General features: G+C 61.9%; 23 protein-coding genes. 8 read left to right on the top strand and 15 right to left on the bottom strand.

The window, feature by feature from the left end:
* Positions 1–55 precede the first annotated feature (55 nt).
* Positions 56–1,030 carry an alpha/beta fold hydrolase gene (locus LJ655_RS01610; protein WP_230559510.1) on the top strand — a complete coding sequence of 325 codons (975 nt, stop codon included), beginning with the start codon at positions 56–58 and terminating at the stop codon, positions 1,028–1,030.
* A gap of 246 nt (positions 1,031–1,276) precedes the next feature.
* Here LJ655_RS01610 and LJ655_RS01605 read toward each other — a convergent pair whose 3' ends face one another.
* Positions 1,277–2,227 (bottom strand): hypothetical protein, encoded by a 951-nt coding sequence (locus LJ655_RS01605; protein ID WP_230559509.1) that lies wholly within the window; start codon positions 2,225–2,227, stop codon positions 1,277–1,279.
* A 33-nt stretch (positions 2,228–2,260) separates the two neighbouring features.
* Complete coding sequence (locus LJ655_RS01600) at positions 2,261–2,443, bottom strand: hypothetical protein (RefSeq protein ID WP_230559508.1); 183 nt, start codon at positions 2,441–2,443, stop codon at positions 2,261–2,263.
* 126 nt (positions 2,444–2,569) lie between these two features.
* Here LJ655_RS01600 and LJ655_RS01595 point away from each other — a divergent pair, with 126 nt between their 5' ends.
* From LJ655_RS01595 to LJ655_RS01585, 3 genes are read left to right on the top strand one after another with little or no spacing between them, the layout of a single operon-like run.
* Positions 2,570–3,649: an acyl-CoA dehydrogenase family protein gene (locus LJ655_RS01595; protein ID WP_230559507.1), complete on the top strand. Its 1,080-nt coding sequence runs from the start codon at positions 2,570–2,572 to the stop codon at positions 3,647–3,649.
* Entirely contained in the window at positions 3,637–4,299 is a 663-nt protein-coding gene (locus tag LJ655_RS01590) for an SAM-dependent methyltransferase (protein ID WP_230559506.1), read from the top strand. The genes LJ655_RS01595 and LJ655_RS01590 overlap by 13 nt, the downstream gene beginning before the upstream one ends.
* Positions 4,296–4,958 carry a glycosyltransferase family 2 protein gene (locus LJ655_RS01585; RefSeq protein WP_230559505.1) on the top strand — a complete coding sequence of 221 codons (663 nt, stop codon included), beginning with the start codon at positions 4,296–4,298 and terminating at the stop codon, positions 4,956–4,958. The genes LJ655_RS01590 and LJ655_RS01585 overlap by 4 nt, the downstream gene beginning before the upstream one ends.
* 221 nt (positions 4,959–5,179) lie before the next feature.
* Here LJ655_RS01585 and LJ655_RS01580 read toward each other — a convergent pair whose 3' ends face one another.
* The 3 genes from LJ655_RS01580 to LJ655_RS01570 all read right to left on the bottom strand — a co-directional run bounded on the left by LJ655_RS01580 (position 5,180) and on the right by LJ655_RS01570 (position 7,447).
* Positions 5,180–5,773, bottom strand: a complete 594-nt coding sequence (locus LJ655_RS01580) for a ParB/Srx family N-terminal domain-containing protein (protein ID WP_230559504.1) — start codon at positions 5,771–5,773, stop codon at positions 5,180–5,182.
* An 88-nt stretch (positions 5,774–5,861) separates the two neighbouring features.
* A complete protein-coding gene (locus LJ655_RS01575; protein ID WP_230559503.1) occupies positions 5,862–6,344 on the bottom strand; it encodes a PRC-barrel domain-containing protein in 483 nt (160 codons plus the stop codon).
* Positions 6,345–6,580: 236 nt separating this feature from the next.
* Positions 6,581–7,447, bottom strand: coding sequence for an SDR family oxidoreductase (locus LJ655_RS01570; RefSeq protein ID WP_230559502.1), 867 nt, complete (start codon positions 7,445–7,447; stop codon positions 6,581–6,583).
* Between LJ655_RS01570 and LJ655_RS01565 the strand changes: the two genes are divergently transcribed.
* Complete coding sequence (locus tag LJ655_RS01565) at positions 7,433–7,597, top strand: hypothetical protein (protein ID WP_230559501.1); 165 nt, start codon at positions 7,433–7,435, stop codon at positions 7,595–7,597. The genes LJ655_RS01570 and LJ655_RS01565 overlap by 15 nt on opposite strands.
* 49 nt (positions 7,598–7,646) lie before the next feature.
* On the opposite strand, the gene LJ655_RS01560 is transcribed toward LJ655_RS01565, so the two are convergent.
* The 6 genes from LJ655_RS01560 to LJ655_RS01535 all read right to left on the bottom strand — a co-directional run bounded on the left by LJ655_RS01560 (position 7,647) and on the right by LJ655_RS01535 (position 12,618).
* Positions 7,647–9,053, bottom strand: a complete 1,407-nt coding sequence (locus LJ655_RS01560; protein ID WP_230559500.1) for an ATP-binding protein — start codon at positions 9,051–9,053, stop codon at positions 7,647–7,649.
* Positions 9,050–9,712, bottom strand: a complete 663-nt coding sequence (locus LJ655_RS01555; RefSeq protein ID WP_230559499.1) for a response regulator — start codon at positions 9,710–9,712, stop codon at positions 9,050–9,052. The genes LJ655_RS01560 and LJ655_RS01555 overlap by 4 nt, the downstream gene beginning before the upstream one ends.
* 24 nt (positions 9,713–9,736) lie before the next feature.
* Positions 9,737–10,051, bottom strand: a complete 315-nt coding sequence (locus LJ655_RS01550; RefSeq protein ID WP_230559498.1) for a DUF4148 domain-containing protein — start codon at positions 10,049–10,051, stop codon at positions 9,737–9,739.
* A 148-nt stretch (positions 10,052–10,199) separates the two neighbouring features.
* A complete protein-coding gene (locus LJ655_RS01545; RefSeq protein ID WP_230559497.1) occupies positions 10,200–10,523 on the bottom strand; it encodes a DUF4148 domain-containing protein in 324 nt (107 codons plus the stop codon).
* Positions 10,524–10,807: 284 nt separating this feature from the next.
* Complete coding sequence (gene petA / locus LJ655_RS01540) at positions 10,808–11,428, bottom strand: ubiquinol-cytochrome c reductase iron-sulfur subunit (protein ID WP_425605757.1); 621 nt, start codon at positions 11,426–11,428, stop codon at positions 10,808–10,810.
* Positions 11,429–12,183: 755 nt separating this feature from the next.
* Positions 12,184–12,618: a carboxypeptidase-like regulatory domain-containing protein gene (locus LJ655_RS01535; protein WP_230559495.1), complete on the bottom strand. Its 435-nt coding sequence runs from the start codon at positions 12,616–12,618 to the stop codon at positions 12,184–12,186.
* Between the two features lie 820 nt (positions 12,619–13,438).
* Here LJ655_RS01535 and LJ655_RS01530 point away from each other — a divergent pair.
* Both LJ655_RS01530 and LJ655_RS01525 read left to right on the top strand, forming a co-directional pair.
* The gene (locus tag LJ655_RS01530) at positions 13,439–14,167 is read left to right on the top strand and encodes an FkbM family methyltransferase (protein WP_230559494.1); all 729 of its coding nucleotides are present in this window, start codon (positions 13,439–13,441) and stop codon (positions 14,165–14,167) included.
* A gap of 611 nt (positions 14,168–14,778) precedes the next feature.
* The gene (locus LJ655_RS01525; RefSeq protein WP_230559493.1) at positions 14,779–15,756 is read left to right on the top strand and encodes a chloride channel protein; all 978 of its coding nucleotides are present in this window, start codon (positions 14,779–14,781) and stop codon (positions 15,754–15,756) included.
* Between the two features lie 811 nt (positions 15,757–16,567).
* Here LJ655_RS01525 and LJ655_RS01520 read toward each other — a convergent pair.
* Together LJ655_RS01520 and LJ655_RS01515 are read right to left on the bottom strand one after the other, a co-directional pair.
* The gene (locus LJ655_RS01520) at positions 16,568–17,050 is read right to left on the bottom strand and encodes a cation:proton antiporter domain-containing protein (RefSeq protein ID WP_230559492.1); all 483 of its coding nucleotides are present in this window, start codon (positions 17,048–17,050) and stop codon (positions 16,568–16,570) included.
* A 322-nt stretch (positions 17,051–17,372) separates the two neighbouring features.
* Complete coding sequence (locus LJ655_RS01515) at positions 17,373–17,804, bottom strand: MarR family winged helix-turn-helix transcriptional regulator (RefSeq protein ID WP_230559491.1); 432 nt, start codon at positions 17,802–17,804, stop codon at positions 17,373–17,375.
* Positions 17,805–18,122: 318 nt separating this feature from the next.
* On the opposite strand from LJ655_RS01515, the gene LJ655_RS01510 reads away from it, so the two are divergent.
* On the top strand, positions 18,123–18,782 hold the full coding sequence (locus LJ655_RS01510) for a DUF4396 domain-containing protein (RefSeq protein WP_230559490.1): 660 nt from the start codon (positions 18,123–18,125) through the stop codon (positions 18,780–18,782).
* Positions 18,783–18,816: 34 nt separating this feature from the next.
* On the opposite strand, the gene LJ655_RS01505 is transcribed toward LJ655_RS01510, so the two are convergent.
* The gene (locus LJ655_RS01505; RefSeq protein ID WP_230559489.1) at positions 18,817–20,034 is read right to left on the bottom strand and encodes a fatty acid desaturase; all 1,218 of its coding nucleotides are present in this window, start codon (positions 20,032–20,034) and stop codon (positions 18,817–18,819) included.
* A gap of 156 nt (positions 20,035–20,190) precedes the next feature.
* The gene (locus LJ655_RS01500) at positions 20,191–20,979 is read right to left on the bottom strand and encodes a CDP-diacylglycerol diphosphatase (protein ID WP_230559488.1); all 789 of its coding nucleotides are present in this window, start codon (positions 20,977–20,979) and stop codon (positions 20,191–20,193) included.
* Between the last annotated feature and the right edge of the window lie 8 nt (positions 20,980–20,987).

The following is a 20,987-nucleotide window of genomic DNA, read 5'->3' as shown; positions in this document are numbered from 1 at the left end:
CATTGCTTTTGGCAATTTAATTGGTGCACTTTCGCATTGAACGGGAACAACGATCATGTTCAACCTTGAAACGAAGGCGACAGTTTTCTCCGCAGTAGCTGTAAGCATTTCCCCATGTGAGATCGTGCCGGCGTCACCCTCATCGGCGCCGAAGATCGAAGTCGGGGAGGTGCAGATCAACCCTGACATCAGGCTGCGTCAAATGGTCTATCGGCCGGCACATTCAAAGGGTTCGGTATTATTCCTGCACGGCTTCCCGGAGACGATGTATGCGTGGAAGGCGATCGCCGAATCTCTGTCCTGCGAATACGAGGTGCACGCGTTTGACTGGCCGGGCTACGGACAATCCTCGCGTCCAGACGTCGATCGCTTCTCCTACGCGCCGAAGGACTATGCCCAGGTGCTGCAAGCCTATATCCGCACGTCTGGCATCGACAGTTCGAAGCTGGTGATTTATGCCACCGATATCGGGGCCTTGCCCGCGCTGCTGGCAGCATTGGAGCGACCGGATATCGCGAGGAAGATCATCGTCGGCGACTTTGCCCCATTCGACCGCCCGCAGTACATGTACGAAAGCCTGCAAGGCCTGAAGTCGAAGCCTTCGTCTGACGCCGTGCGTGCCGCGATGAACAGGAACCGTGACGAAATTCTGGCAAACACATTCTTCCGCGGGATGTCCGAGGAGGAGCGCTACCCATTGTCCCAGGCGTTCAGAGACGATATGGCGAAAGGGTGGGGCGGTGATCTCACGTCAGCAGACGCCTTCTTTCACTACTACTCCTGCTTCACCCGCGACCAGGAGTACTTCGAAACCAATGTCGCAAATCTGAAAGTCCCCGTGAAGGTGGTGTGGGGCGAGCAGGACATCTATATAAAAAAGGAAATGGGTATCGAGTACGCGAACCGTAGCGGTGCGGAGCTTTCGATTCTCCCCAAACTCGGCCACTTTCCGCATCTGCAGGCGCCTGAACAGACGGTGAACGAAGTTCGGGCCGCGTTTAGCGCGGGACAGCATCCGTCAGCGGCGTGACGTAACGTCTGCACATCGGTCACGACAATCGAACGACTCGCGCAAGGGGGGCGCCCTGCATCCGCGCGGCAATAGACTTTCGTCGATCACGACGCGGATAGACGCCCCTGAAGACGCATGACGCGGCGCTGCTCCTAATGCCATAGCAGTGCGATCAGGATGATGATCGGAATAGGTACGCCAAGCAGATATAGCAGAATCGAACGCATGGCCGGCTCCTCCTTTGGAATGCAATGGACAGGAATGTTAGAGATCGCGCTGGCGGCCACCCCACGCCGCTGCCAGGCTGGCGCTGAACGCCCCCATCAGCAGCGACACGAATAGCCACAGCGATGCGTAGATCGCGGCCTTGCGCGCCTTGTCGGCCGCAGCTCGCGCGGCGTCATCGAGCTGGTCGAGCTTCTGCTGAAGCTGCTCATAGGTCGCATCGACGCGTGCTTGCGCGGCTTGCGGAGCGAGTCCGGTTTGCCGCGCGATCAAACGGCCCACATAGGCGCTGTCCTCGCGAGCCAATGGTGCGTGAGCCGCCACGCTGTTGAGGAAGATCCGCGTGACCTCGACGCGCGGGGCGTCGGCGGCCGCGACCGGCGGCGCGGCGCTCGCCGCAGCCGCGGAGGGCTGCCGGAACAGCGAGTCGACGAAATAGCCGACCGGCCAGACCCGGTCGGCAGCGGCAGCGTCGCCGCGCTGAAGGGCGAGCGGCTCACCGAGTGAGGCCGCGCGATTCGCAGCGGGCGCACTCGCTTGCGAGCCCGCGTGAACCAACCCGGCCAGCGCCGTCGTCAACACCGCCGCAGTGAACAGCGTGGCCGCCGCCCAGCTCAGGAAACCGTGCGCCGTGTCGCGGAAATGAATCTCGTCCGCGTCGGCCGCGATCCATCGCCGCCTGAGGCGGCCGGCGAGATAGCCGCCGAGGCCTGAAGTCAGAATCTGCGTCACGCAGATCCATACGATGGCGGCAACCCCGAATGCTTTGCCCGAGCCGCCGCCGGGCGAAGTCCACGGCGAAAGCGTCGACAGCCCAAGCCCGGTGCCAAGCGCCAGCAGGATCAGCGAAAAAGCCGCGGCTCCCGTCGCGCCCGCGAGGATCGCGCCCCACGAAACCGCGCTCGACAGCCGGTCATGCGGCGCAGCGTCTGCCGGATCGGCGGTAAAGGCGGAATGATGAACTGCGGTGGCGCTATGCGTTTCGTCCATGGTTTGCTCCGCGAAGAAGAAAAAGGATTCCGGCTAACCGACCGGCGTCTCGCCTTCGCCCGGTTTCTTGCCGGGCTGGTCCGCAGGCGACTGCTTGCGCGTTTTGTCAGGGCGATCCGGCATGCGGCTGCGCTCGTCGTCGTTGTGCTTCGCGGGTCGCGGATGTTCGAGGTCGGACTGCTGCGAATGTGTGGTGTCGGAGGGATTGCGGTTCATGGCGTTGCTCCTTGCGTCGTTTGCGGAGGACGCAGCAAGTGCCGTACCGCGACCGAAGCGGCGCAGGATTGGAACATGGCTTGCTGATTTGCCTGCCATATCGTCAAACCGTCCAGGAACGTTCATATGGCCAGCCATTTGAAGCCTCACTCAGCGTCGCAAGCACCGGGCGCGAAAGGCTCTGGTCTGGACGCCCGTCTCGCGGCGCTGCGCTTCGATGCCGACGACCCGCGCGAGCTGAGCGGCGCCTTTGCCCGGCTGGTCGACGGCGGCTTCGATCGTCTGCCGTTGCCAGGCCACGGGGCGACGCTCGAGCGCTGGCGCGCGCTGGCCGCGGTCGCGGCGCGCGATCTCGGTCTGGTCAAGCTCTTTGAAGGGCACGCCGATGCGCTCGCCATTCTGGCCGAGCTCGGAGGGCCGCCTGCGCGCCGAGGCAGCCGCTGGGCCGTATGGGCCGCCCAGGCACGCGACGCGCGCGTCGAGGCGGAGCGTCTCGATGGCGCGCGCGTGCTGCTGTCGGGCGTGCAGACGTGGTGTTCCGGCGCGCATGCGGTGACCGACGCGCTCGTCGTCGCGTGGCTTGACGGCGAGCCCCAGCTTACTGCCGTGCCGATCGGGGAGACCCATATGGTGCGAAGCACCGAACACTGGCACGCAGTGGGCATGCGTGCGACCGCGAGCGGCGACGTGCGTTTCGAGCGCGCGCCTGCAGTGCTGGTCGGCACGCCGCACGCCTACGTGCGCCGCCCAGGCTTCTGGCAGGGCGGGGCAGGCATTGGCGCCTGCTGGTTCGGCGCCGCGGCCGGTCTCGCGCGGCGCTTGCGCGACGCCACGGCGGCGCGTCCCGATCCGTATCGGCTCGCCCATCTGGGGGCAGCCGACGTGGCCCTGGCGGGCGCGGCGGCGCTGCTGCGCGAGACGGCGCGGCTCATCGACGCCGATCCGCAGGCCGCACACACCGATCAACAGGCCGCCGCGCTGCGAGCACGGCTCGGCGTCGAAGCCGCGGTGGATACCGTACTAAGTGCGGTGGGGCGCGCGCTCGGCGCGGCGCCATATTGCCGCGACGTTGGGTTCGCACGCGCGCTGGCCGATCTGCCAGTGTTCGTCAGGCAAAGCCATGCCGAGCACGACCTTGCCGCGCTCGGCGAAGCGCTGGCGCGCGACGCGGCTTCGCCCGAAGGAGAGCTTCGATGGACACTGTGAGATGCCGCACTCGTGCGTTGTCGCCACCTTCCGACGAGGCGGCAGACGGCGAGACGCAGCGCTATTTCGATGCGCTGTATGCGCGCGGCGACGATCCGTGGCAGTTGCGCGAGCGTTGGTACGAGCGGCGCAAGCGCGCGCTCACCCTCGCGATGCTGCCGCGCGAGCGCTACCGCAACGTCTTCGAGCCCGGCTGCGCGAACGGCGAGCTGAGCGCGATGCTCGCGCCGCGCTGCGACGCCTTGCTTGCCGTCGACCTGCACGCGCGAGCCGTACGCGCGGCTCGCGAACGGCTCGCGCCATGGCCGCACGCGCGCGTCGAGAGGCGCACGCTGCCGCGCGACTGGCCCGCGACGGCCGCGCCGTTCGACCTGATCGTGGTCAGCGAATTCGCCTATTACCTCGGCCTCGACGATCTACGGCGACTTGCCGCGCGCATCGACGGTTCGCTGGACGGCGACGGCTGCCTGCTCGCCTGCGATTGGCGGCATCGGTTCGACGGACGGCAGGTCTCGACGGAGGCGGTACACGCCTGCTTCGCATCGCGCTGCGGCGTTCTGCATGTGGCGCACCATCGGGAGGCGGATGTGCTGATCGACGTCTGGACTCGCGACGGGCGTTCCGTCGCTCAAGGCGAGTGGCTCGCATGATCGGCGCCGTCGTCCCCGCGCACAACGAGGAGGAACTCCTCGGCTACTGCCTTGCCGCGCTCGCGGCCGCCGCCCGCCATGCCGCGCTGGGCGGCGAGACCGTGCGCATCGTCGTGGTCCTTGACGCCTGCACGGACCGCAGCCATGCGATCGCCTGCGCCGCGGGCGTCGAGGTGCTGAGCGTTGCGGCCCGCAACGTCGGCGTCGCGCGCGCAGCCGGCGCCGCGCTGCTGCTCGCGGCCGGCGCGCGCTGGCTGGCATTCACCGACGCCGACAGCCGCGTGTCGCCGGATTGGCTCGCCGTGCAGCTATCGCTCGGCGGGGAGGCGGTGTGCGGCTCGGTGTGCGTCGACGACTGGAGCCCGCAGCCGCCGGCGGTGCGGGAGATTTTCGCCAGCGTCTATCGCGACGCCGACGGCCACGGCCACGTGCACGGTGCGAATCTCGGCGTGTGCGCGTCGGCATACCGGCGCGCCGGAGGCTTTCCGCCGCTCGCTTGCAGCGAAGACGTCGCACTCGTCGAGCGGCTTGTCGCGGTCGGCGCCAGTGTGATCTGGAGCGCAGCACCGCGCGTCGTCACGAGCGCTCGCACCGCGGCGCGCGTGCGCGGCGGTTTCGGCGACACGCTGAGGGCCTGGGCACGCGCGGCGCGGCGTTAAGCGCGGCACTCGCGATGCCGCGTCCAGCGGCCACGGCGACCGTTCAGTGAGCGGCACCTCGGACATGCGAACCGGCTCGGGCTACCTGTCCTGTATTCCTAATCAAATTGACTGCTGGGCCGAAGGAAGATGCGTAAAACGTGCAACCCATTGCAAAAACGGCAGGAGAGACGGGCATGGCGACGCTTGGGCGAAGGTGGCGGTGAAACCGAGTGGCACTGTCAGCCCCGGGGTCCCAGGTAGCCCGGGAGGCCGAGCGCGGATCGGCTTGTTGCGAGCTTCGTCGCTTGCTTGACCAGCGCCTCGAATTCGGCGTCGCCTTTCGGCCGCGGCAAAGTGTGTCTGAAGAAGTCAGACCAGCGGAATTCTTCGAGTGGAACACCCGTCTTCTCATATCCGCCCGCGTCGCGAACCGAGGCCGCCAGGCTGCGATATTCATCGTCGGCCAACTCCCACACGTGCTGCCGCATGTCGGCGAAGGCGACGCGCTGGCCCTGCGCGTCGTACGGATATGTCCATCGCCTGTTTTCCATCGTCAGCCAGAACTCGGCTGCCAGGAGTGACGAAAGATCGCTGACGAGGACGAACGGTACGCTTTTGATGCCGGCGAACCAGAGCGCCGTCGCGACGTGGTGGTGGTCGATTGCGTACGGCGCGCCGCGCGGACCGTAGACGACAGGAATCGGCTTGTCGGCAATTGCCATCTCGAGGCGGTGCCCATTCAACGCCTTGTACATCGCGGTCTTGTCCCGAATCTCACGCATGCCGTGAGTGACCTGCGTGGGGCGGAGCCGTTCTATTTCGAGTGTGTTCATGTCCGTCTCCGGAAGCGTGACCCCCGCGCCGGTGCTCGGGGCGATGCGGCCTTGCGGGCACCGCGCTGGGGTTCAAGTCCCGCTTCCTTCAGTGCTCGGGCGGAAGGTCGGTGCGGAGCGTCGTCATGTCCCCTTCCGCTTCGCGCGCCCCGATCCAGTACGGATCGCGGCTGTAGTAGGAGTGGAGAGACGTTGCCCAATCCCGATCTGCCATGGACGGCCAGTGATCCTTGTCGAAGCCCGGATCGTCTTTTAGCCGCTGCGCCGTGATATCCACGCGGAAGGATTTCTCCGCAGTATCGAGCGTCAGCGCGTTCCATGGAATGGCGTGAAGCGTCGCGCCCATGCCCAGAAAGCCGCCCTCGGATAGCACCGCGTAAGCGATGCGGCCAGAACGGACGTCCAGCATGATGTCCGAGATCTTGCCCACGTGTTCGCCGTCGGAAGACACTACCTTGTCGCCGTCGAGTGTCGCAGCCGCCATCACCTCCGGACCCGGGCCTTCGCCCCGGCCGCCGCCAACGATCCTGGCGCCGCTTGCGTGGTCGCCCTGCGGATTGATCGAGCCCATGATTTTCCTCCTTCGCTAGTAGTTACGATTACGGTTACGGCTCCTGCAATGCCGCAAGCCGCGTACCATCCTTCGACGCTGATGGGTATCGGCATATCGGTCAGTAGAATCTGTAGGATGACGAATAATGCGATGCGCGTTTTGCCTTTGACAGCTTCATCGTCGAGATGCGGGCAGACGACGGACAGTCCGGACGGCCTGCCGATGCCGCGACGAACCCGATCCCCGACGCGCGCTCAAATCACCGGCATACCGCCCGTCACGGCGATGGTCGCGCCCGAGATGTAGCTCGCTTCGTCCGACGCCAGCATCACATAGGCGGGCGCCAGCTCCGCCGGCTGGCCCGGCCGCTTCATCGGCACCGATGCGCCGAATTCCTTGACGGCTTCAGGCGGCATCGTCGACGGAATCAGCGGCGTCCAGATCGGCCCCGGCGCGACGCAATTCGCGCGAATGCCGCGCTCGGCCAGCAATTGCGCGAGGCCGCCCGTGAAGTTCTGGATGGCGCCTTTGGTGGCCGCATACGCTAGCAGCGTCGGACGCGGCCGGTCCGCATTGATGGAGGTCGTGTTGATGATCGAGCCGCCCGCTTTCATGTGCGCCAGCGCCGCCTTCGTGATCCGGAACATGGCGCCGATGTTCGTATCGAAGGTGTGGTCCCACTCGTCGTCGGTGAACTCGTCGACCGACGTGTGCGACATCTGAAACGCCGCGTTGTTGACGAGAATATCGAGTTTCGAAAATGCCTCGACAGCCCGCTCGACAATGGCGCGGCAATGCGCACGGTCGGCGATGTCGCCGGGCACCAGGACTGCCCGCCTGCCCGCGGCTTCCACCCAGCGCGCGGTCTCGCGGGCGTCGTCGTGCTCGTCGAGGTAGGAGATCAGCACATCGGCGCCTTCGCGCGCGAACGCGATCGCCACCGCGCGTCCGATCCCGCTGTCGCCGCCCGTGACGATCGCAGCCTTGCCGGCCAGCCGGCCCGACCCGCGGTAACTCTGTTCGCCGTGATCCGGCTGCGGATCGAGCGGCGCGGTCCGGCCTGGTGTGACGTGCTGCTGTTGTTCCGGCATCGGTGTGGTGGGGCGATGATTCTCGGCCATGATGCGACTCTCCTGTTCGGTGATGGCGTTGCGCTTGTCTACATCGGCGGCAACGGTTTGTTCGCGGGTTTCATGCTGGCTGGGGCGAGCAACGGCCGTACCCGCTCGTCGCGGGCCGCGATGACGGACGTGCGCTGCCGAAGCGGTTGAAATCAGGAGCTTTTGCGCACGACTTGGTTGAGATTCTCCGAGGCCGTGCTCAGGCGAGATGTCGCGCGGTGGCAGCGGGCGCCGCGGCACGATTCACGGTCGATGCTTTCTGGCCGCTTCGCTCCTGCGGAAGACACCCGGGAAAACCAATCCGCACTGCAAGTCCACAGCCGTCGATACCGTTGCCGAGAGCTACGACGGCCTGATGTTGTTCGGCAATGCGCTTCACTATTGACAGCCCAAGACCACTTCCGCTCGCCGCATGTCCGCTTCCGCGATAAAAGCGCTCCCATACTCGCTCGCGCTCCTCTTCGGCAATGCCTGGTCCTGTATCGCGTACCATCAGGGTTGGTGAACCGTCCTCGACCTTGGCGACGACATCGACGCGCGAATGCGGGCCGGCATACCGGATGGCGTTGTCGATGAGGTTATTAAGCAGGATACGCAGACTGTCCTCGTTGCCACGAATCTTGACCGCTGCAGTGGCGACGAGTCCAAGGTCGATTGCATTCGCCTGCGCGAGGCGCGCCCGCTCGCCAACGACCGAGCGCGCCAGTGAAGTGAGATCCAGATCGCTCATGGCGGGCGGCATTGAATCGGGACCGAGCCGTGCCAGCGTGAGGAGTTGCTCGGCGAGATGCGCGAGGCGTGCAGTGCCTGTGCAAATCTGTGCGGTGACGAGGTCACGTTCCGCTGCGTCGAGCGCCTTGGGCAGCAGCTCCGCCTGCAGCCCGAGCCCCATGATCGGCGTGCGAAGTTCGTGCGCCGCGTCTGCAATGAAATCGCGTTGGGCCTTGAATGCCTCATCGAGGCGTAGCAGCAGATCGTTCAGAGCATCGACGAGCGGTTTCACTTCACCGGGCATCGCCGTGGTGTCGATCGTCTGCATGTTGTTCGCGTCCCGTTGCTTGAGGTTTGCAGCGATATCCGTCAGCGGCCTCAAGCCATAGCCGACCCCGAACCACAGGAAGAGGGCAAGAACGGGGACCAGCGACAAAACTGGCCAGAAGAGGTGCATAGCAATTTCGGCCACTGCTTCCCCGCGCGCACGCCTTGCTTGCGCGACGCGAACGAGCATGCCGCCGTCGCGTGTGACATAGGTGTGCCAGAGCTGTCCCCCGACAACGATATCTGCGAATCCGACGCCGGAGGGTGGCGGGAGAGGCGAGTCAATGTCCGTGCTGAATACCGGCCTCGTGCCCCGCCAGACCTGGAGCAGCACATCGTGCGACTGTTCTCCCGAAAGCCGGTCTTCATTGGCGCCCTGCATCCCTCGCAGTGACAGATGTCCATTTGGCTCCACGACGACGTGCTGTGCCACTGCCTTGAGCTGGTCGTTGAGTAGTTCGTCGATCTCCGCCAGCGCTCCTCGGTAGGTAGCCGCGCTCGCAAGTAATCCGGTGAGCAACGTCGCCGGGAGCAGCCACCAGAGCAGGCGCCGGCGAAGCGATTTCACCCGATCTCTCCCATCTGGTAGCCGACTCCACGAATGGTCCGGATCGCCTGTGCGCCGAGTTTGCGGCGCAGGTTATGAATATGAACCTGAATCGTGTTGCTCTCGACCTCCTCGTTCCAGCCGTACAGGCGCTCTTCTAGCTGCTCGCGTGAGACGACTACCTCGGGATCGTGCATCAGTTCGTGCAGCAGCGCGAACTCACGTGTCGTCATCAATACTTCGGCCTCGCGCAGCCACGCCCGGTGCTGCGCGGGGTCGAGTCTCAATGGGCCGACCTGTAGGGTTGTCCGCGAACGCCCTCCCTCTCGTCGACGTACTACACGCATGCGCGCGAGCAGTTCATCGAGCGCGAACGGTTTCACCATGTAGTCGTCGGCACCGCCGTCAAGGCCTGCGACGCGGTCCGCTACGGCGTCGCGGGCGGTGATGATAATCACCGGTGTGTCATCGTTGCGCTGGCGTAGTCGCGCGAGCAGCGTGAGCCCGTCCTCGCCTGGCAGTCCCAGATCGAGCAGGACGAGCCCATACGGCGTTGTACGCAACGCGAGTGCCGCGGCGTCGCCTGATTGGATCCAGTCCGCGGCGAACCCTTTACGTCGCAGTCCCTCCTGCAGTCCGCTGCCAATCAGTGCGGCGTCCTCTACGAGAAGTATCCGCATCGAATCGCTCGATCCTTTCCGGCGTTAGGGATGGCCGTACAGCGAGTCCCACGTCCCCTTCGAGATGCGATGGCCCGCCTCCGACGCACCCACGGTCGTACCGCCGTAAGCTGCGGTTGCGTTGCTTGCGGCAGGGTTCTGCGCGGCAACACGAGCTTCCGCAGCCTGAATGCCGGCGGGGTAGTGCGTTTTGCTGGATTGGTAGCCGGCATGCTCGAGCTGCACCAGTTGAGCGCGGACCTGCGCACGGGTCACAGGATCGTGTGATGTCTGCGCGACGGAAATTGCTGGTACGGTAACAGCGAGCGAAACGGCGAGTGCCCCTAAAAGCGTTTTCATGACGATTACCTCCCGATGATCCTTTCTGAAATGCCGGGGAGATCGCGATCTCCTCCGGCTAAAGATTGAGTCAGAAACCTTAAGGCGCGGTTAACGCGGGTCGTCCCGATGCCGACACCGCGCCACCGCGGACCCTGATGTAATTTCATTAATGGTGTGCGTACAGCTTCGAGGTGTTGTGGTGCGCGGTGCTGCCCCCTCCCGACTGTGAAGTGAGACTGGTACTCCCGCCCATTCCGGATGCCGATAGGTCTGCCCGCGGTTCATTGGCCGCAACGCGCGCTTCGGCAGACTGAATGTCACGTGGGTAGGTTGCGTCGTCGCGCCTGGCGGGGTTGTAGCCGGCTTTTTCGAGTTGGACGAGTTCCGAACGTACTTCTGCGCGCGTAGGATGGTTGCTCGTTTGAGCAAAAGAAAGAACCGGGGCGACCAGCATGCCGATGCCGGCGATCCCAATGATGGTCGTCTTCATTTTGTCCTCCAGTCGGTAGGTTGATTGGGAAATCTGCACCTTGATTCTGGAGGGTGAAACTTATGTCCGAGTTAACGGTATGTTGTGTCACAGTATGCCTAAATCAAAGAGGACTTTTGGAAGTCTGCGGTCGGAGCTGCGGCCACCCATAAAAGGGGTCATGCAGGCTTGCTGTGGTTCCAGCCGTCCGGGACAGATTCGGCCTGAGTATTGCAGTCAATAGCCGCCTGTTTCATAACGACCGTCAACAGCGGTTCGCTGTCGACATGAAACCTGCGGTGGGGTCACGCTTCTCCATGTTCATCCTGCCCAATCAGAACGCTTGTGGGCGACTCGGACATGTAGCGCGGCACGTCCAGGTTTTGCGGTGCAGGCTTGTCCTTGAAAACCCTGCCGGCGAGATCGTAGGTGGACCCATGGCAAGGGCAAAGAAATCCACCCGGCCAGTTGTCTGGAAGATTTGCCTGCGGACCTGACTGAAACCGTGGCCGGGGTGTACATCCGAGATGGGTGCAGACTCCCACTACCACGAGAATGTGCTGGTGCTGTGCACGTGAACGGTATTGATTCTTGCAGTAATCCGGCAGTGGCATGGAAAACGGATGCTTGGTGTCGGGATCGGCGACCATGGGGTTTGCTGCCACCACGTCCTTGAGCATTTGCTGCGTCCGGTTAACGAGAAATACAGGAATGCCACGCCACGCAACGGTCATCATGTCACCCGGTTCCAACCTGCCTATGTCAGCCGCGACGGGAGCACCTGCCGCGCGAGCCTTCGCCGATGGCGCGAATGACTCAATGAACGGAACAAGCGTGGCAACGCCACCGATACCTCCGGCAATCGAGGTTGCGATCAGCCACCTCCGACGACGTCCGTCCGTGAGATCCTGCTCGCTATACTCCACTTCGCACTCCACACGTTATCAGGTCTGCATTCATTTGATTCCAGAACGATAAGCTCGTTCTTGAACATCGTGAAAAATGTTTGCCTGCTCGCAGCCTGGTTACCTGCCGTAGAGCCATCTGAATGTAAGGAATTCTTCTACATCTTCGCAATTCATATTAAGGCACAGAATGACATATGCACACTGTGACAGCAGCCGGTTTGCGCCGCCAGGCAGCAAGGCTTGTCTTACGGCTGCGCGCTGAACAGGATCGATGTCGGGTTCGAGTTCTTCCACTTACCAGCCGCTGCAGTTTTCGAAGCTCACGGAGCCGGACGACTCTAAAACAACTTCCTCCCGAGCGCCGTTTTGAACGAGTGTCGTGTCGGATTCTTTTGCCACAAACCGCACAGACTAGAGCGCGTGGATAACGCGAGAGAAGAGCAGAACTATGGCGCCAAAAATACCGATACCAACTGTCAAGATGGCAATAGTGAGTACAAGCGTCAGCAGAAGGACCGGAAGCGTCCGGAGTCTCCGGGATGTCGAACCCGGAGACTGGGGGCGACTAGACACGGGGCGTGGCTGATCTGATGGATCGTTGGCCTGCGCCGCGGGACCATTCGTTTCGTCCTGTGTCAGCCGCGCGTTGGGTTCTGTCATGATGTGCCCATCATCGTCGAACGCACGGCCGAGCTGCGCGTTTCCCAAACGACGTAATCGACCGTCATCGGAATCAACATCCCTGACCGCTATCGCATTGAATGTGCTTTAGCCTACATTGGCCAAGCGAACATCTCGCGAGCGTGAGTCGCGTCCGAAACGCTGACTTCCCGGCGTTCGGTTTTACCGTGATATGTAGCGGTCAAGTCATACCGTCCGCTCGGCAATGACACCAGCATGAACGGGCCGTCCGATCTTGTGCTCAGCAGGTGCTTGCCGTGTGAGTCAGAAATCGTCACTGGCACATCCGCAAGATAGTCATTGCCGGAAGCTGTCGTGCCGACGAACTCAAGAGCAAGAGGGTAGTTATGCATCGCGCTCTTGAACGCGGCGGACTGGTCGCTTCCGATTCCCCCAGACAGGTATGTGACGGCTCCGTCCGTATGGGCAGGGGGGAGAGTGGACATATCGGCCGCGAGCGCGTACTGGCTGCCGCAGGCTGCCAGTACAACCACCGACGCGCGTAGCCGAAAAGATTGTGACTTCATTTCAACCTCCATTGACCGTTTCAGGATTGAACAGCCGATGCAACGCAAAACAGGGTGAGCCCAGATCGAGCGGCACAAACATCCGGTGGCCATCGTGCAGTCCCGGTAATGCAATGGCATTGCCGGCGTTCACCCTCGGCGGCGTCCGGAGGCGAAAAGAAATTTGAAGTGGCGATCTGCTCTTTCGGCGTCGAACGGGTGTGGACCACGGCGGGGCCGTGCTGCTGGGCGAGCGTGGAGAACGCTTGAACGATGCCTTTGGCGGGCCCCGTTCCGGAACTCGGGGGATCTGTGGCAGGCGAAGAGTCAGGTATCGATCTGGACGCCGACGATCCGCTGGTACAGCCTGCGGAAACTACCGCTGCCATGCATGCCGTCACCCGAACGTGTCTCAACTTTTCGAAGTGCATGACTTCTCCCGCGACTGCAACATTCGCCCTGTGCGGAATTCACCCCGGAATTGAAGGCACGATGCACAGCCGTTCCCCAATCCGATGTAATCAACGTAGGTAGTCAAAATTAAAGGAGGCTTAAGACATGAGCGCAGCAGAACCGATGCAGCCGAGAGGCATTTGTTCAAGCTGCGGCCGGCAGGGATATAGAGGGCCGACAGCAGGAGAGATTGTTCGTCGTCAGGAGTCGAGATGAAGGACCTGGCGCTTCGCTATTGGCCGCTTTGGGAGGCGCTTTGTGTTAGAAAGGCATAATTTTTGCATCACTCGACGGTTTCGGCCAAAGATACACAGTTTTATGACTTTCGCTGAATGGCCAGCTAACCATCGAGTAATCTGCAGATGTAAATCTGAACGACTATTCGGGCATGAAACTCATTCGCGGAGCGGCTATGGTGACCTTCAAGACGTTCGGACACTTCCTTTGGCTCGTCCGCAAGACATGGATAACGCGTGGCCCGCGTTTGTACTACTCTCAGTTCGGAGAAGACGCAGTGCTGCGCGAGATAATCAGTCCCCAGTGCAATAAGGGGATTTACGTGGACGTGGGGGCATACCACCCAGTGAAGTTCTCGAACACACACGCACTGTATAAGCGTGGTTGGCGCGGCATCAACATAGACATGGATCCGGTAAAAATTGAAGCGTTTTCTCTTGCCCGGTCTGATGATGTCAATGTATGCGCAGCCATCTCCAGCGAGAAACAGCTCAAGGAAGTTTATAACTTCTCGAATTATGGGCTCACTTCGACTTTAGATCCCGTAGTGGCGGCAGCCGAACTCCAGAAACCTGTCTCCATCCGGACCGTCGAAACCACCACATTGAACGACGTTCTCGAGCACAGCCGATACGCCGGTCAGGAGATCGATCTGCTTTCCATCGACGTGGAAGGTCACGATTACGAGGTCTTGCGATCGATCGATATAGACAGATATAAACCAAAGATCATTATTGTCGAATCTACGCTGGGTTCAATAAGAGAAGTCATAGATTCCGCCATATTTCGCTATCTGGAGGAGCGCAATTACCGGCTGGTCAGCTGGACATATTTGTCGCTGATCTTCAAAGTGGAACGATCTCAAATTTTTCGCTATTAGTACTACAACCGTGGATATGATGGAGGCACGCCACCATATCCACGGGCTGTAGTACTAAGCGACCATTTCACGTAGGCGGTGCATCGGTACTGGCGCCCCTCGCTTTCATCTATAGCAACCTGGTGATCTACTGGACCGGCTTCAAGACCAACACGTTCCTCTTTTCACTGATGGCGATCGGCTTCGTCCTTTACGCCCTGTACTAGCATCTTGTCGCGCGCAAACTGGGCAGCGCGTTTGGTTGGAAGCACATTTCCTGGTTGCTGCCGTGGTTTGGGGGAATCTGGGTGCTGTCGTGGCTCAGTAACATCGGAGGCGGTCGCAATGTGATTGGTTTTGGGTGGGACATCCTGCTGGTTTCAATGTGGAGCGCGGTCGTCATGGCATTCGCCATGCGTTGTGCGCTCCGACCGGACGAAACGGCGACCATGATGGAACGCATGGACCGGACCAGCTGACGGTGGCGATGTCCCGAGGGACGCAGGGGGACGGGCCGGTATCGGGGCGACAGCGTGCGGGTGCCTCATGACGTCGGAAAGACAGACGAAGTGCGCGGGGGAGAGTAGGATGAATAAGCGAAGTTAAACATTACTCCCCATAAGGACGGCGCCATGACGGGGGATCCCGGTCCATCGGGCCAGCCGGAAAGCGACATGCGTCACGTGAAGGTCGCTGCGCTACAACCGAGTGCTGTGACGCACGTCGACGAGGACTCCGTGGTGCCTGTGCGGCTCTACTGGCTGTGTTCTCTTGCGCTCGTCGTGAGGATCGTCACCGGCCTGGGGGCAGTCGTGTTCAGAGACCTGATTGGCCTTGTACATAACGCATTCTTCCTCGGACGTCTGTCGTTTGCGTACGACGCCAGCCACTTCACATCCGCGGCGCCGTGGGGCGTGCTGGTGATTCTCGTGCCGGTGGTTGGCGGACTTGGGGTTACGTGGCTCGTGAGTACGTTTGCTCCCGAGGCGCGTGGTCACGGCGTACCGGAGGTCATGGATGCGATCTATTACGGGCGTGGCCAGATCCGTCCGGTGGTGGCAGTGGTGAAATCGCTCGCGTCGGCGCTGGCGATCGGTTCCGGAGCGGCTGTCGGGCGTGAGGGGCCCATCAGTCAGATCGGTTCCGCGCTCGGTTCGACACTCGGGCAGGTGGTCCGGATGACTGCGGGCCAGCGTATTACCCTTGTGGCGGCAGGGGCCGGCGCTGGCATCGCCGCGACGTTCAATACGCCGATTGGCGGTGTGCTGTTCGCGACGGAATTGATGATGCCGGAGATCAGCGTCAACACATTCCTGCCCGTCGCGATTGCAACGGGCACGGCGACATTCATCGGCCGGCTCTTTTTCGGCGCGGCGCCTGCGTTCTTTGTGCCCGCGCAGTTGGGGGCGATTCCCAATCAGCCTGGTAGTGCCTTGACGCTGATCCTGTACGCGTTACTTGGCGCGGTTACGGGCGCCGCGGCGGCGTTGTTCTGTTCGAATGCACATACTTTCGGCAGCGGCTATGCGGAGGCGCGACGGATGTTGTCGGACGAAGCGCACGTTTCCGTGGTGTATCCCGCGCTCAAGATGCTATCGATGGTAGCTTGAGGCTCGATATGGATATGCTTCCACCCATCAGTCTTTTCTGTAAGTTGACGAAGACAATACTAGTCGCCGTCACAGCTCTTTGCGGGAGCGTCGGTACCGCGGCCGATCGAGCTATTGACGACCCGGTTGCCATGGATACAGCGGGCTCGTGGCCAAAGGCGAGACTTTCGTCAGGGCGTTCGGCCGCGATTGCCGCGTGCGGTATGTTGGTCGCCAAATACGCCGATGGAGCCATGCCGGTCGCCCTCCGTGCAATTGCGGATTCGTCGGTCTCGCGCGCGGAACTATCGACTGGAGAAGTCGCGCGAAGCAAAGCGCTACACCGCTTTCGGTGCGGGTAGCTTCGCGCTTAGCGCATTGGGCGGTAGCGCGGCTTCAGAACGGCGACAATGGTGACGTGAAGCGCCATCCCCATTTCGGACTGGCTACTCCTGAGAATATCGCGGTCCTTCGGGGTTGACACGGCAATTCGGGGTTCACCCCTCCCGCTTACTTGCGCCGTTGCGAGTATTACGCTCGATTGCGATCAGTGAGCATGACGATCGTCTGTCGCGCGGAATCAGCTGGTAGCGAGAGCGCTAGTGCGATAGATATACCGCCGCGCAGGCCCCCCAGCACAAGCAGAGGCGCTGAGGCGGCCGGCAGGCGCAACAACCCCGGAAACGCCATTACCGGCAGACCGACCGTTGCCACGCGCGCAAGCAGGGTAAGCGCTATGGCGGCCAGCGCCGCCGTCCAGGAACTCAATGGTGCAGAAATCGTGACGGCCTCCAGCCCGATCATCGCAAAGAGAACTGCATTTAATATCGCGTCAACCAGTTCCCAAAAGCTGTCGACGCTGCGCACCGATGACCGCGACGGCATCGGTCGGTGCGATCAGCGCGCCAAAGGCCATGCACCACGCGACTGGCAGCGGCGTTCGACCGATTTTTAGCACCCAGTACATCCCGGCTCCAACAAGACATGCCGACAGGACGGTCGAGATGACGGAGAGAAACGCCACCTGCAGCGTATATCGGCGAAGGACGTTTGCATTCAAATCCAGTGCACCGGCAAAGAGCAGCAGAGAAAGCATTCCCTGAAGGGTCAACTGGCTGAACGCCAGGTGTCGCGACCACGCAATGGCAGCTGTACGCAGCGCCGGCGCGCCGAGGTGACTGGCCGCGACCAGAAACAGCGAACAACCAGGTGCAAGGCCGGCAATTCCGATCGTCATTGGTAGACGAAGAAAGCGCGTATTGAGGTACGCAAACACGGCGGCCGTGACCAGAAGCCCTGCTACTGCATTCAGCATTCGGTCGTCTCCCTGCTTTTTCGACGTGCACGGGTAATGAGCCTGGCATCGCTCCCAATGAATTCGGCGGACACTGCGCCTGGAGCGGCATTGGCCAAGCTGGCGCAACATCACCGCAATCGGTATGCCGTTTCTTGCGTGGCCCGGATGCGCAGTGCGAGCGTCAAATACTGACGCGTGAGCCGGCTGAGACTGGCTTCAATCAGGCAGGTGTGTCGGGATGTGAAAGGAGGCCGTCGGCGAATCGACGAGGACTCGAGAATCGGATCGGCTGCTACCGTGTGCGGAAAGGTTTCCCCAGCTGCAGGGACATTTGCTCGTCTCACTGACCTTGCACGTCAATGCTACTGGCCAGCCAGCCGAACGCCCGGTATTCAGCAAGATGGAGGGCGGCCAGGCTGAGCAGGCATCGTTCGCCTTTCGATGTCAGATGGACTTCGACGAGGCGGCGGTCGGTTTCACCGGATTTGCGCACGACAAGTCCCGCGGCCTCGCACCGGTTGACCAATGCAGCCGTACCATTAGGCGCTGCCTGGAGGCGTTCAGCGAGTTCGCCGACAGTCGCCCAGGTCTTGCCCGGAACGCCCCTCACGTGCAACAGCAACTGATATTGAAGGGGAGTAATCCCGGCGGCATGCGTGACTTCTTCGGAGTATCGGAGAAACTTCCGAAGCTGATAGCGGAAGTTCGACATAGACTCCAAATCTTGCTTTGTGATCAGGCCGCTTTGAGCGCGACCCTTTCGCTGGTTCATGAGTTCAGATCTCTTTCTCGAATGGCGGAAAAGGATTGGCTTTCGTCCATCGGCCTGCTTCCATAGTAACAGAGTGACAGATCAGTTCCAGCAACCCGTTCGCCTGCCGCTACAGACCGACACCAACCGGACAAAGGCCAGTTTCTGAGTGCATCCTCGGCGGAGGCGCTTTCGAGTTACCGGCGCAGAGCGTTCGGAAGGTAGTGGGGAACAGCGATTGCTGCATTTGTGCGCCCTTGCCGCCGATCTTGCGTGAGACGTGCGGGGACACACGTAATTGTCATCTCTTGTCGGATTACCGCTGCGGGAGAATCCGCGATGTCGCCACCCTGGTCAACCGCCGCGCCGGCGGTATGGCTTACGCTGTCTGTGCTTTCGGCCTGCGTCGTCGTGTGGGACATGTGGGTGGCCGGGCATCGGCAACCGATGGTCATTATGTCGATCGTGTGGCCAATCACGATGCTCTATTGGGGGCCGGCAGGTTTGGTCTTTTACTTCTGGTTCGGTCGCTCGACGCCGGGTGCGCCCAAACGCGAACCGCCCATGTGGCAGGCCACTTTCCTTGGCGCGACCCACTGCGGCGCCGGATGCGCGTTGGGCGATTTCATCGGCGAATGGCTGGCCTTCGCTTCGTCGCTGACGATTGCGGGCTCGGCGCTCACCGGCCGGTTACTACTGGCGTTCGTTCTGGCCTATGTTATCGGCGTGGCCTTCCAGTATTTTTCAATTGCACCGATGCGCGGCCTGGGGCTCCGACAGGGCATCGTCGCAGCGGTGAAGGCGGACACGCTTTCGCTGCTTGCTTATCAGATCGGCATGTTCGGTTGCATGATCGCATTTGCCAAACTCGCCACACCCCTCAAACCGACGGACGCGGCGTACTGGGTGCGCATGCAAATCGCGATGGTGGCGGGTTTCATCACGACCTATCCGGTGAATTATTGGCTCATCAGGCATGGCGTGAAGGAGAAGATGTGACCTGCAAACGTCGCCATAGGGCAGGGACAGCCCGCTATGGCCTGCCTTCCTGGTAGAGTGGGATGGACGGATATTCGAGGTGACTCTGCACCTCTTTGGCCCGTCGAACGTTCGCGGCAGTGACGCAGATCGCCTTGCGTTCTTCGTCGCTCGTAACCAGTTTGCCCTCGGTGTCCACCACAGGCATGCCACTGATGTGGTGATCGGCAAGCATTATCGCTGCATCTCCTTGAAGGACAGCTCCCGTAAGTTTCACACGCAATTTACCCGCAAGACCGGCGGACGCCGCCGGATTTCCTGAATCTACGTCGGACGCATCGACCGCCACCGGATGCGCGACCGCCGCGAGTCCATAACGTCTGAACCATTCGCCAAAACCCTTTACCAGAAAGCCTCCGGAGCGCTCGACGTAGTGCTGGCGCGACGCTTCATAGACCACCCGAAGTGCAAACCACGGCACATGCGGCAAATCGTGATGAACCAGATGATAGTTGTTGTTTAGAAACAGCAACCGCCACAACCATCCCGCTTCATTGATTACCGTGCGATGCGCGGGCTCCTGCGCCACCCGATGCTCGTGAAACGAGCGCACCGATGCAAGCGCGAGCGAGCCATACCCCACACCGACGATAAACACCCACGCCGGTATCCCGCATACCTGTTGCAACCACGTAGTGAGCCCAACCAGCGCGGCGAGATGCGCGAGCCATCCGGGCACGTCGCGCCAGTCGCCGTCGTGGATCTTGCCGAGCGCTTGCGCACCCGTCGCGGCAATCGAAAACGCTGGCCCCACCAGCAATCGGCCGGTCAACGTATTGCGCAAAACCAGCAGCGCACGCATCGCGGTCCCTGCGCGTTGCCACTCCGATGCGCTGACGAAATAGCTTTCCGGATCGCTGCCAGGCTCGGTCAGGCGCGCGTCGTCGTGATGCCGCAGATGCGAGTCGCGATACACGTGATAGGGAAACCACACCGCGAGCGGCGCGAAACCGAACAGCGCGTTGACGAATCGTGAGCGCGTCGGATGGCCATGCACCAGTTCGTGTTGCAACGACATGTACCACGCGCCGAAGACGGCCAGCAGCGCCGCCGTCAGCGGCAGGCCTAGCAAAAGCGCATGCGTGGCGACGCCGAACCAGCCACCGTAGATCGCGACGGTCAGCACCCACGTCGGCCATTGCGTGCGCCAGGTCCAGTTGGCGGCCAGACGATCGATGTGCTTGCGCTGGGTGTCGTCGAGATAGGTGGCCATCGTTGAATCGGTCCGAATGCATGATTGCACCCGCGGTATTGTTTCAGGTGCAGACCGATCGTACGAGGCAATGCGGTGCGCCCGAACCATTTTATTGAGCAATGCATCTGCGCAATCGTGGTAAAGCGGGCGCGCAAAGCGCGTGCAGGTTAGCGCTCAATGACCGTCGGCTATGCGGCACGCGTGATCGAGCAGCGCTTCGGCCGATCCGGTGCCGCCATCGACGTCGACACCGCTATTCACGATCAGCCAGCCATCCCGATCCGCGGACGGTCCCGCGCCGGTAACGAGGATCGTTTGCGTGGCCATGGTCGCCGGGTCCGGATTGTCGCGCGCGACGATCCGGAACGGGTCGTCGGCGCCGCTCAGCGAGGTCACGCGCATGATGCGGTAGCGTTCGCCGTTGAGCGTGTCCCAGCGCCATTCGCCGGGCGTGTCATGTGCGTGACTCGCGAGCGCGGCGCTGATTTCGCGCCGCATGCAATCGATATGGATATGCAGCTGGTTTTGCGAGCGACGATATTCGGAGTTGATTTCGAGGCCGAGCTGATCGTCGGGCAGATCGCGTTTGACCGCTTCCTGCACGTAGTGGCGCGAATCCCACGCGTCGCTCCAGTAGTCCATGGCATCGGGCGCGAGAATCAGCGGACTTTCGATGCCGGTGATGCGATCGGTCGGCATCAGCAGAAACTGCGAGCGGCCGAAAATATCCTTCAGGACGGCGTAGCGTTTGTCGAGGTTGACGACCGTGCATTGGCCCGGCGTTCCGGTGGCCTCCTGCGATGGCACGCAGCGAATGTCGACGATTTTCCACAGCGCGTTGGAATCGACCGTCGAGAGGCGCGCGCACGCGCCGATATTGAAGGCGAGCGCGAGGAGCGCGCTCAGGTGAACGACGCGGCGCACGAGGCCGCGAAATGGGAGGGCGGTGGCGGATATCGTCATCGTCGCTT

The organism is Paraburkholderia translucens, assembly GCF_020881035.1.
Taxonomy (GTDB): Bacteria; Pseudomonadota; Gammaproteobacteria; order Burkholderiales; family Burkholderiaceae; genus Paraburkholderia; species Paraburkholderia translucens.
The sequence above is the reverse complement of the archived record's forward strand: the minus strand, read 5'-3'. Positions and strand labels throughout refer to the sequence as shown.

What these genes read in the sequence shown, in the direction of transcription:
- LJ655_RS01530 (WP_230559494.1), top strand. Translation starts at nt 13,439, where the DNA reads ATGAAACTCATTCGCGGAGCGGCTATGGTGACCTTCAAGACGTTCGGA.
- LJ655_RS01565 (WP_230559501.1), top strand. Translation starts at nt 7,433, where the DNA reads ATGATTCTCGGCCATGATGCGACTCTCCTGTTCGGTGATGGCGTTGCG.
- LJ655_RS01535 (WP_230559495.1), bottom strand. Translation starts at nt 12,618, where the DNA reads ATGAAGTCACAATCTTTTCGGCTACGCGCGTCGGTGGTTGTACTGGCA.
- LJ655_RS01505 (WP_230559489.1), bottom strand. Translation starts at nt 20,034, where the DNA reads ATGGCCACCTATCTCGACGACACCCAGCGCAAGCACATCGATCGTCTG.
- LJ655_RS01555 (WP_230559499.1), bottom strand. Translation starts at nt 9,712, where the DNA reads ATGCGGATACTTCTCGTAGAGGACGCCGCACTGATTGGCAGCGGACTG.
- LJ655_RS01595 (WP_230559507.1), top strand. Translation starts at nt 2,570, where the DNA reads ATGGCCAGCCATTTGAAGCCTCACTCAGCGTCGCAAGCACCGGGCGCG.
- LJ655_RS01500 (WP_230559488.1), bottom strand. Translation starts at nt 20,979, where the DNA reads ATGACGATATCCGCCACCGCCCTCCCATTTCGCGGCCTCGTGCGCCGC.
- LJ655_RS01575 (WP_230559503.1), bottom strand. Translation starts at nt 6,344, where the DNA reads ATGGGCTCGATCAATCCGCAGGGCGACCACGCAAGCGGCGCCAGGATC.
- LJ655_RS01550 (WP_230559498.1), bottom strand. Translation starts at nt 10,051, where the DNA reads ATGAAAACGCTTTTAGGGGCACTCGCCGTTTCGCTCGCTGTTACCGTA.
- LJ655_RS01545 (WP_230559497.1), bottom strand. Translation starts at nt 10,523, where the DNA reads ATGAAGACGACCATCATTGGGATCGCCGGCATCGGCATGCTGGTCGCC.
- LJ655_RS01510 (WP_230559490.1), top strand. Translation starts at nt 18,123, where the DNA reads ATGTCGCCACCCTGGTCAACCGCCGCGCCGGCGGTATGGCTTACGCTG.
- LJ655_RS01600 (WP_230559508.1), bottom strand. Translation starts at nt 2,443, where the DNA reads ATGAACCGCAATCCCTCCGACACCACACATTCGCAGCAGTCCGACCTC.
- LJ655_RS01590 (WP_230559506.1), top strand. Translation starts at nt 3,637, where the DNA reads ATGGACACTGTGAGATGCCGCACTCGTGCGTTGTCGCCACCTTCCGAC.
- LJ655_RS01580 (WP_230559504.1), bottom strand. Translation starts at nt 5,773, where the DNA reads ATGAACACACTCGAAATAGAACGGCTCCGCCCCACGCAGGTCACTCAC.
- LJ655_RS01515 (WP_230559491.1), bottom strand. Translation starts at nt 17,804, where the DNA reads ATGAACCAGCGAAAGGGTCGCGCTCAAAGCGGCCTGATCACAAAGCAA.
- LJ655_RS01610 (WP_230559510.1), top strand. Translation starts at nt 56, where the DNA reads ATGTTCAACCTTGAAACGAAGGCGACAGTTTTCTCCGCAGTAGCTGTA.
- LJ655_RS01525 (WP_230559493.1), top strand. Translation starts at nt 14,779, where the DNA reads ATGACGGGGGATCCCGGTCCATCGGGCCAGCCGGAAAGCGACATGCGT.
- LJ655_RS01585 (WP_230559505.1), top strand. Translation starts at nt 4,296, where the DNA reads ATGATCGGCGCCGTCGTCCCCGCGCACAACGAGGAGGAACTCCTCGGC.
- LJ655_RS01570 (WP_230559502.1), bottom strand. Translation starts at nt 7,447, where the DNA reads ATGGCCGAGAATCATCGCCCCACCACACCGATGCCGGAACAACAGCAG.
- LJ655_RS01605 (WP_230559509.1), bottom strand. Translation starts at nt 2,227, where the DNA reads ATGGACGAAACGCATAGCGCCACCGCAGTTCATCATTCCGCCTTTACC.
- LJ655_RS01520 (WP_230559492.1), bottom strand. Translation starts at nt 17,050, where the DNA reads ATGCTGAATGCAGTAGCAGGGCTTCTGGTCACGGCCGCCGTGTTTGCG.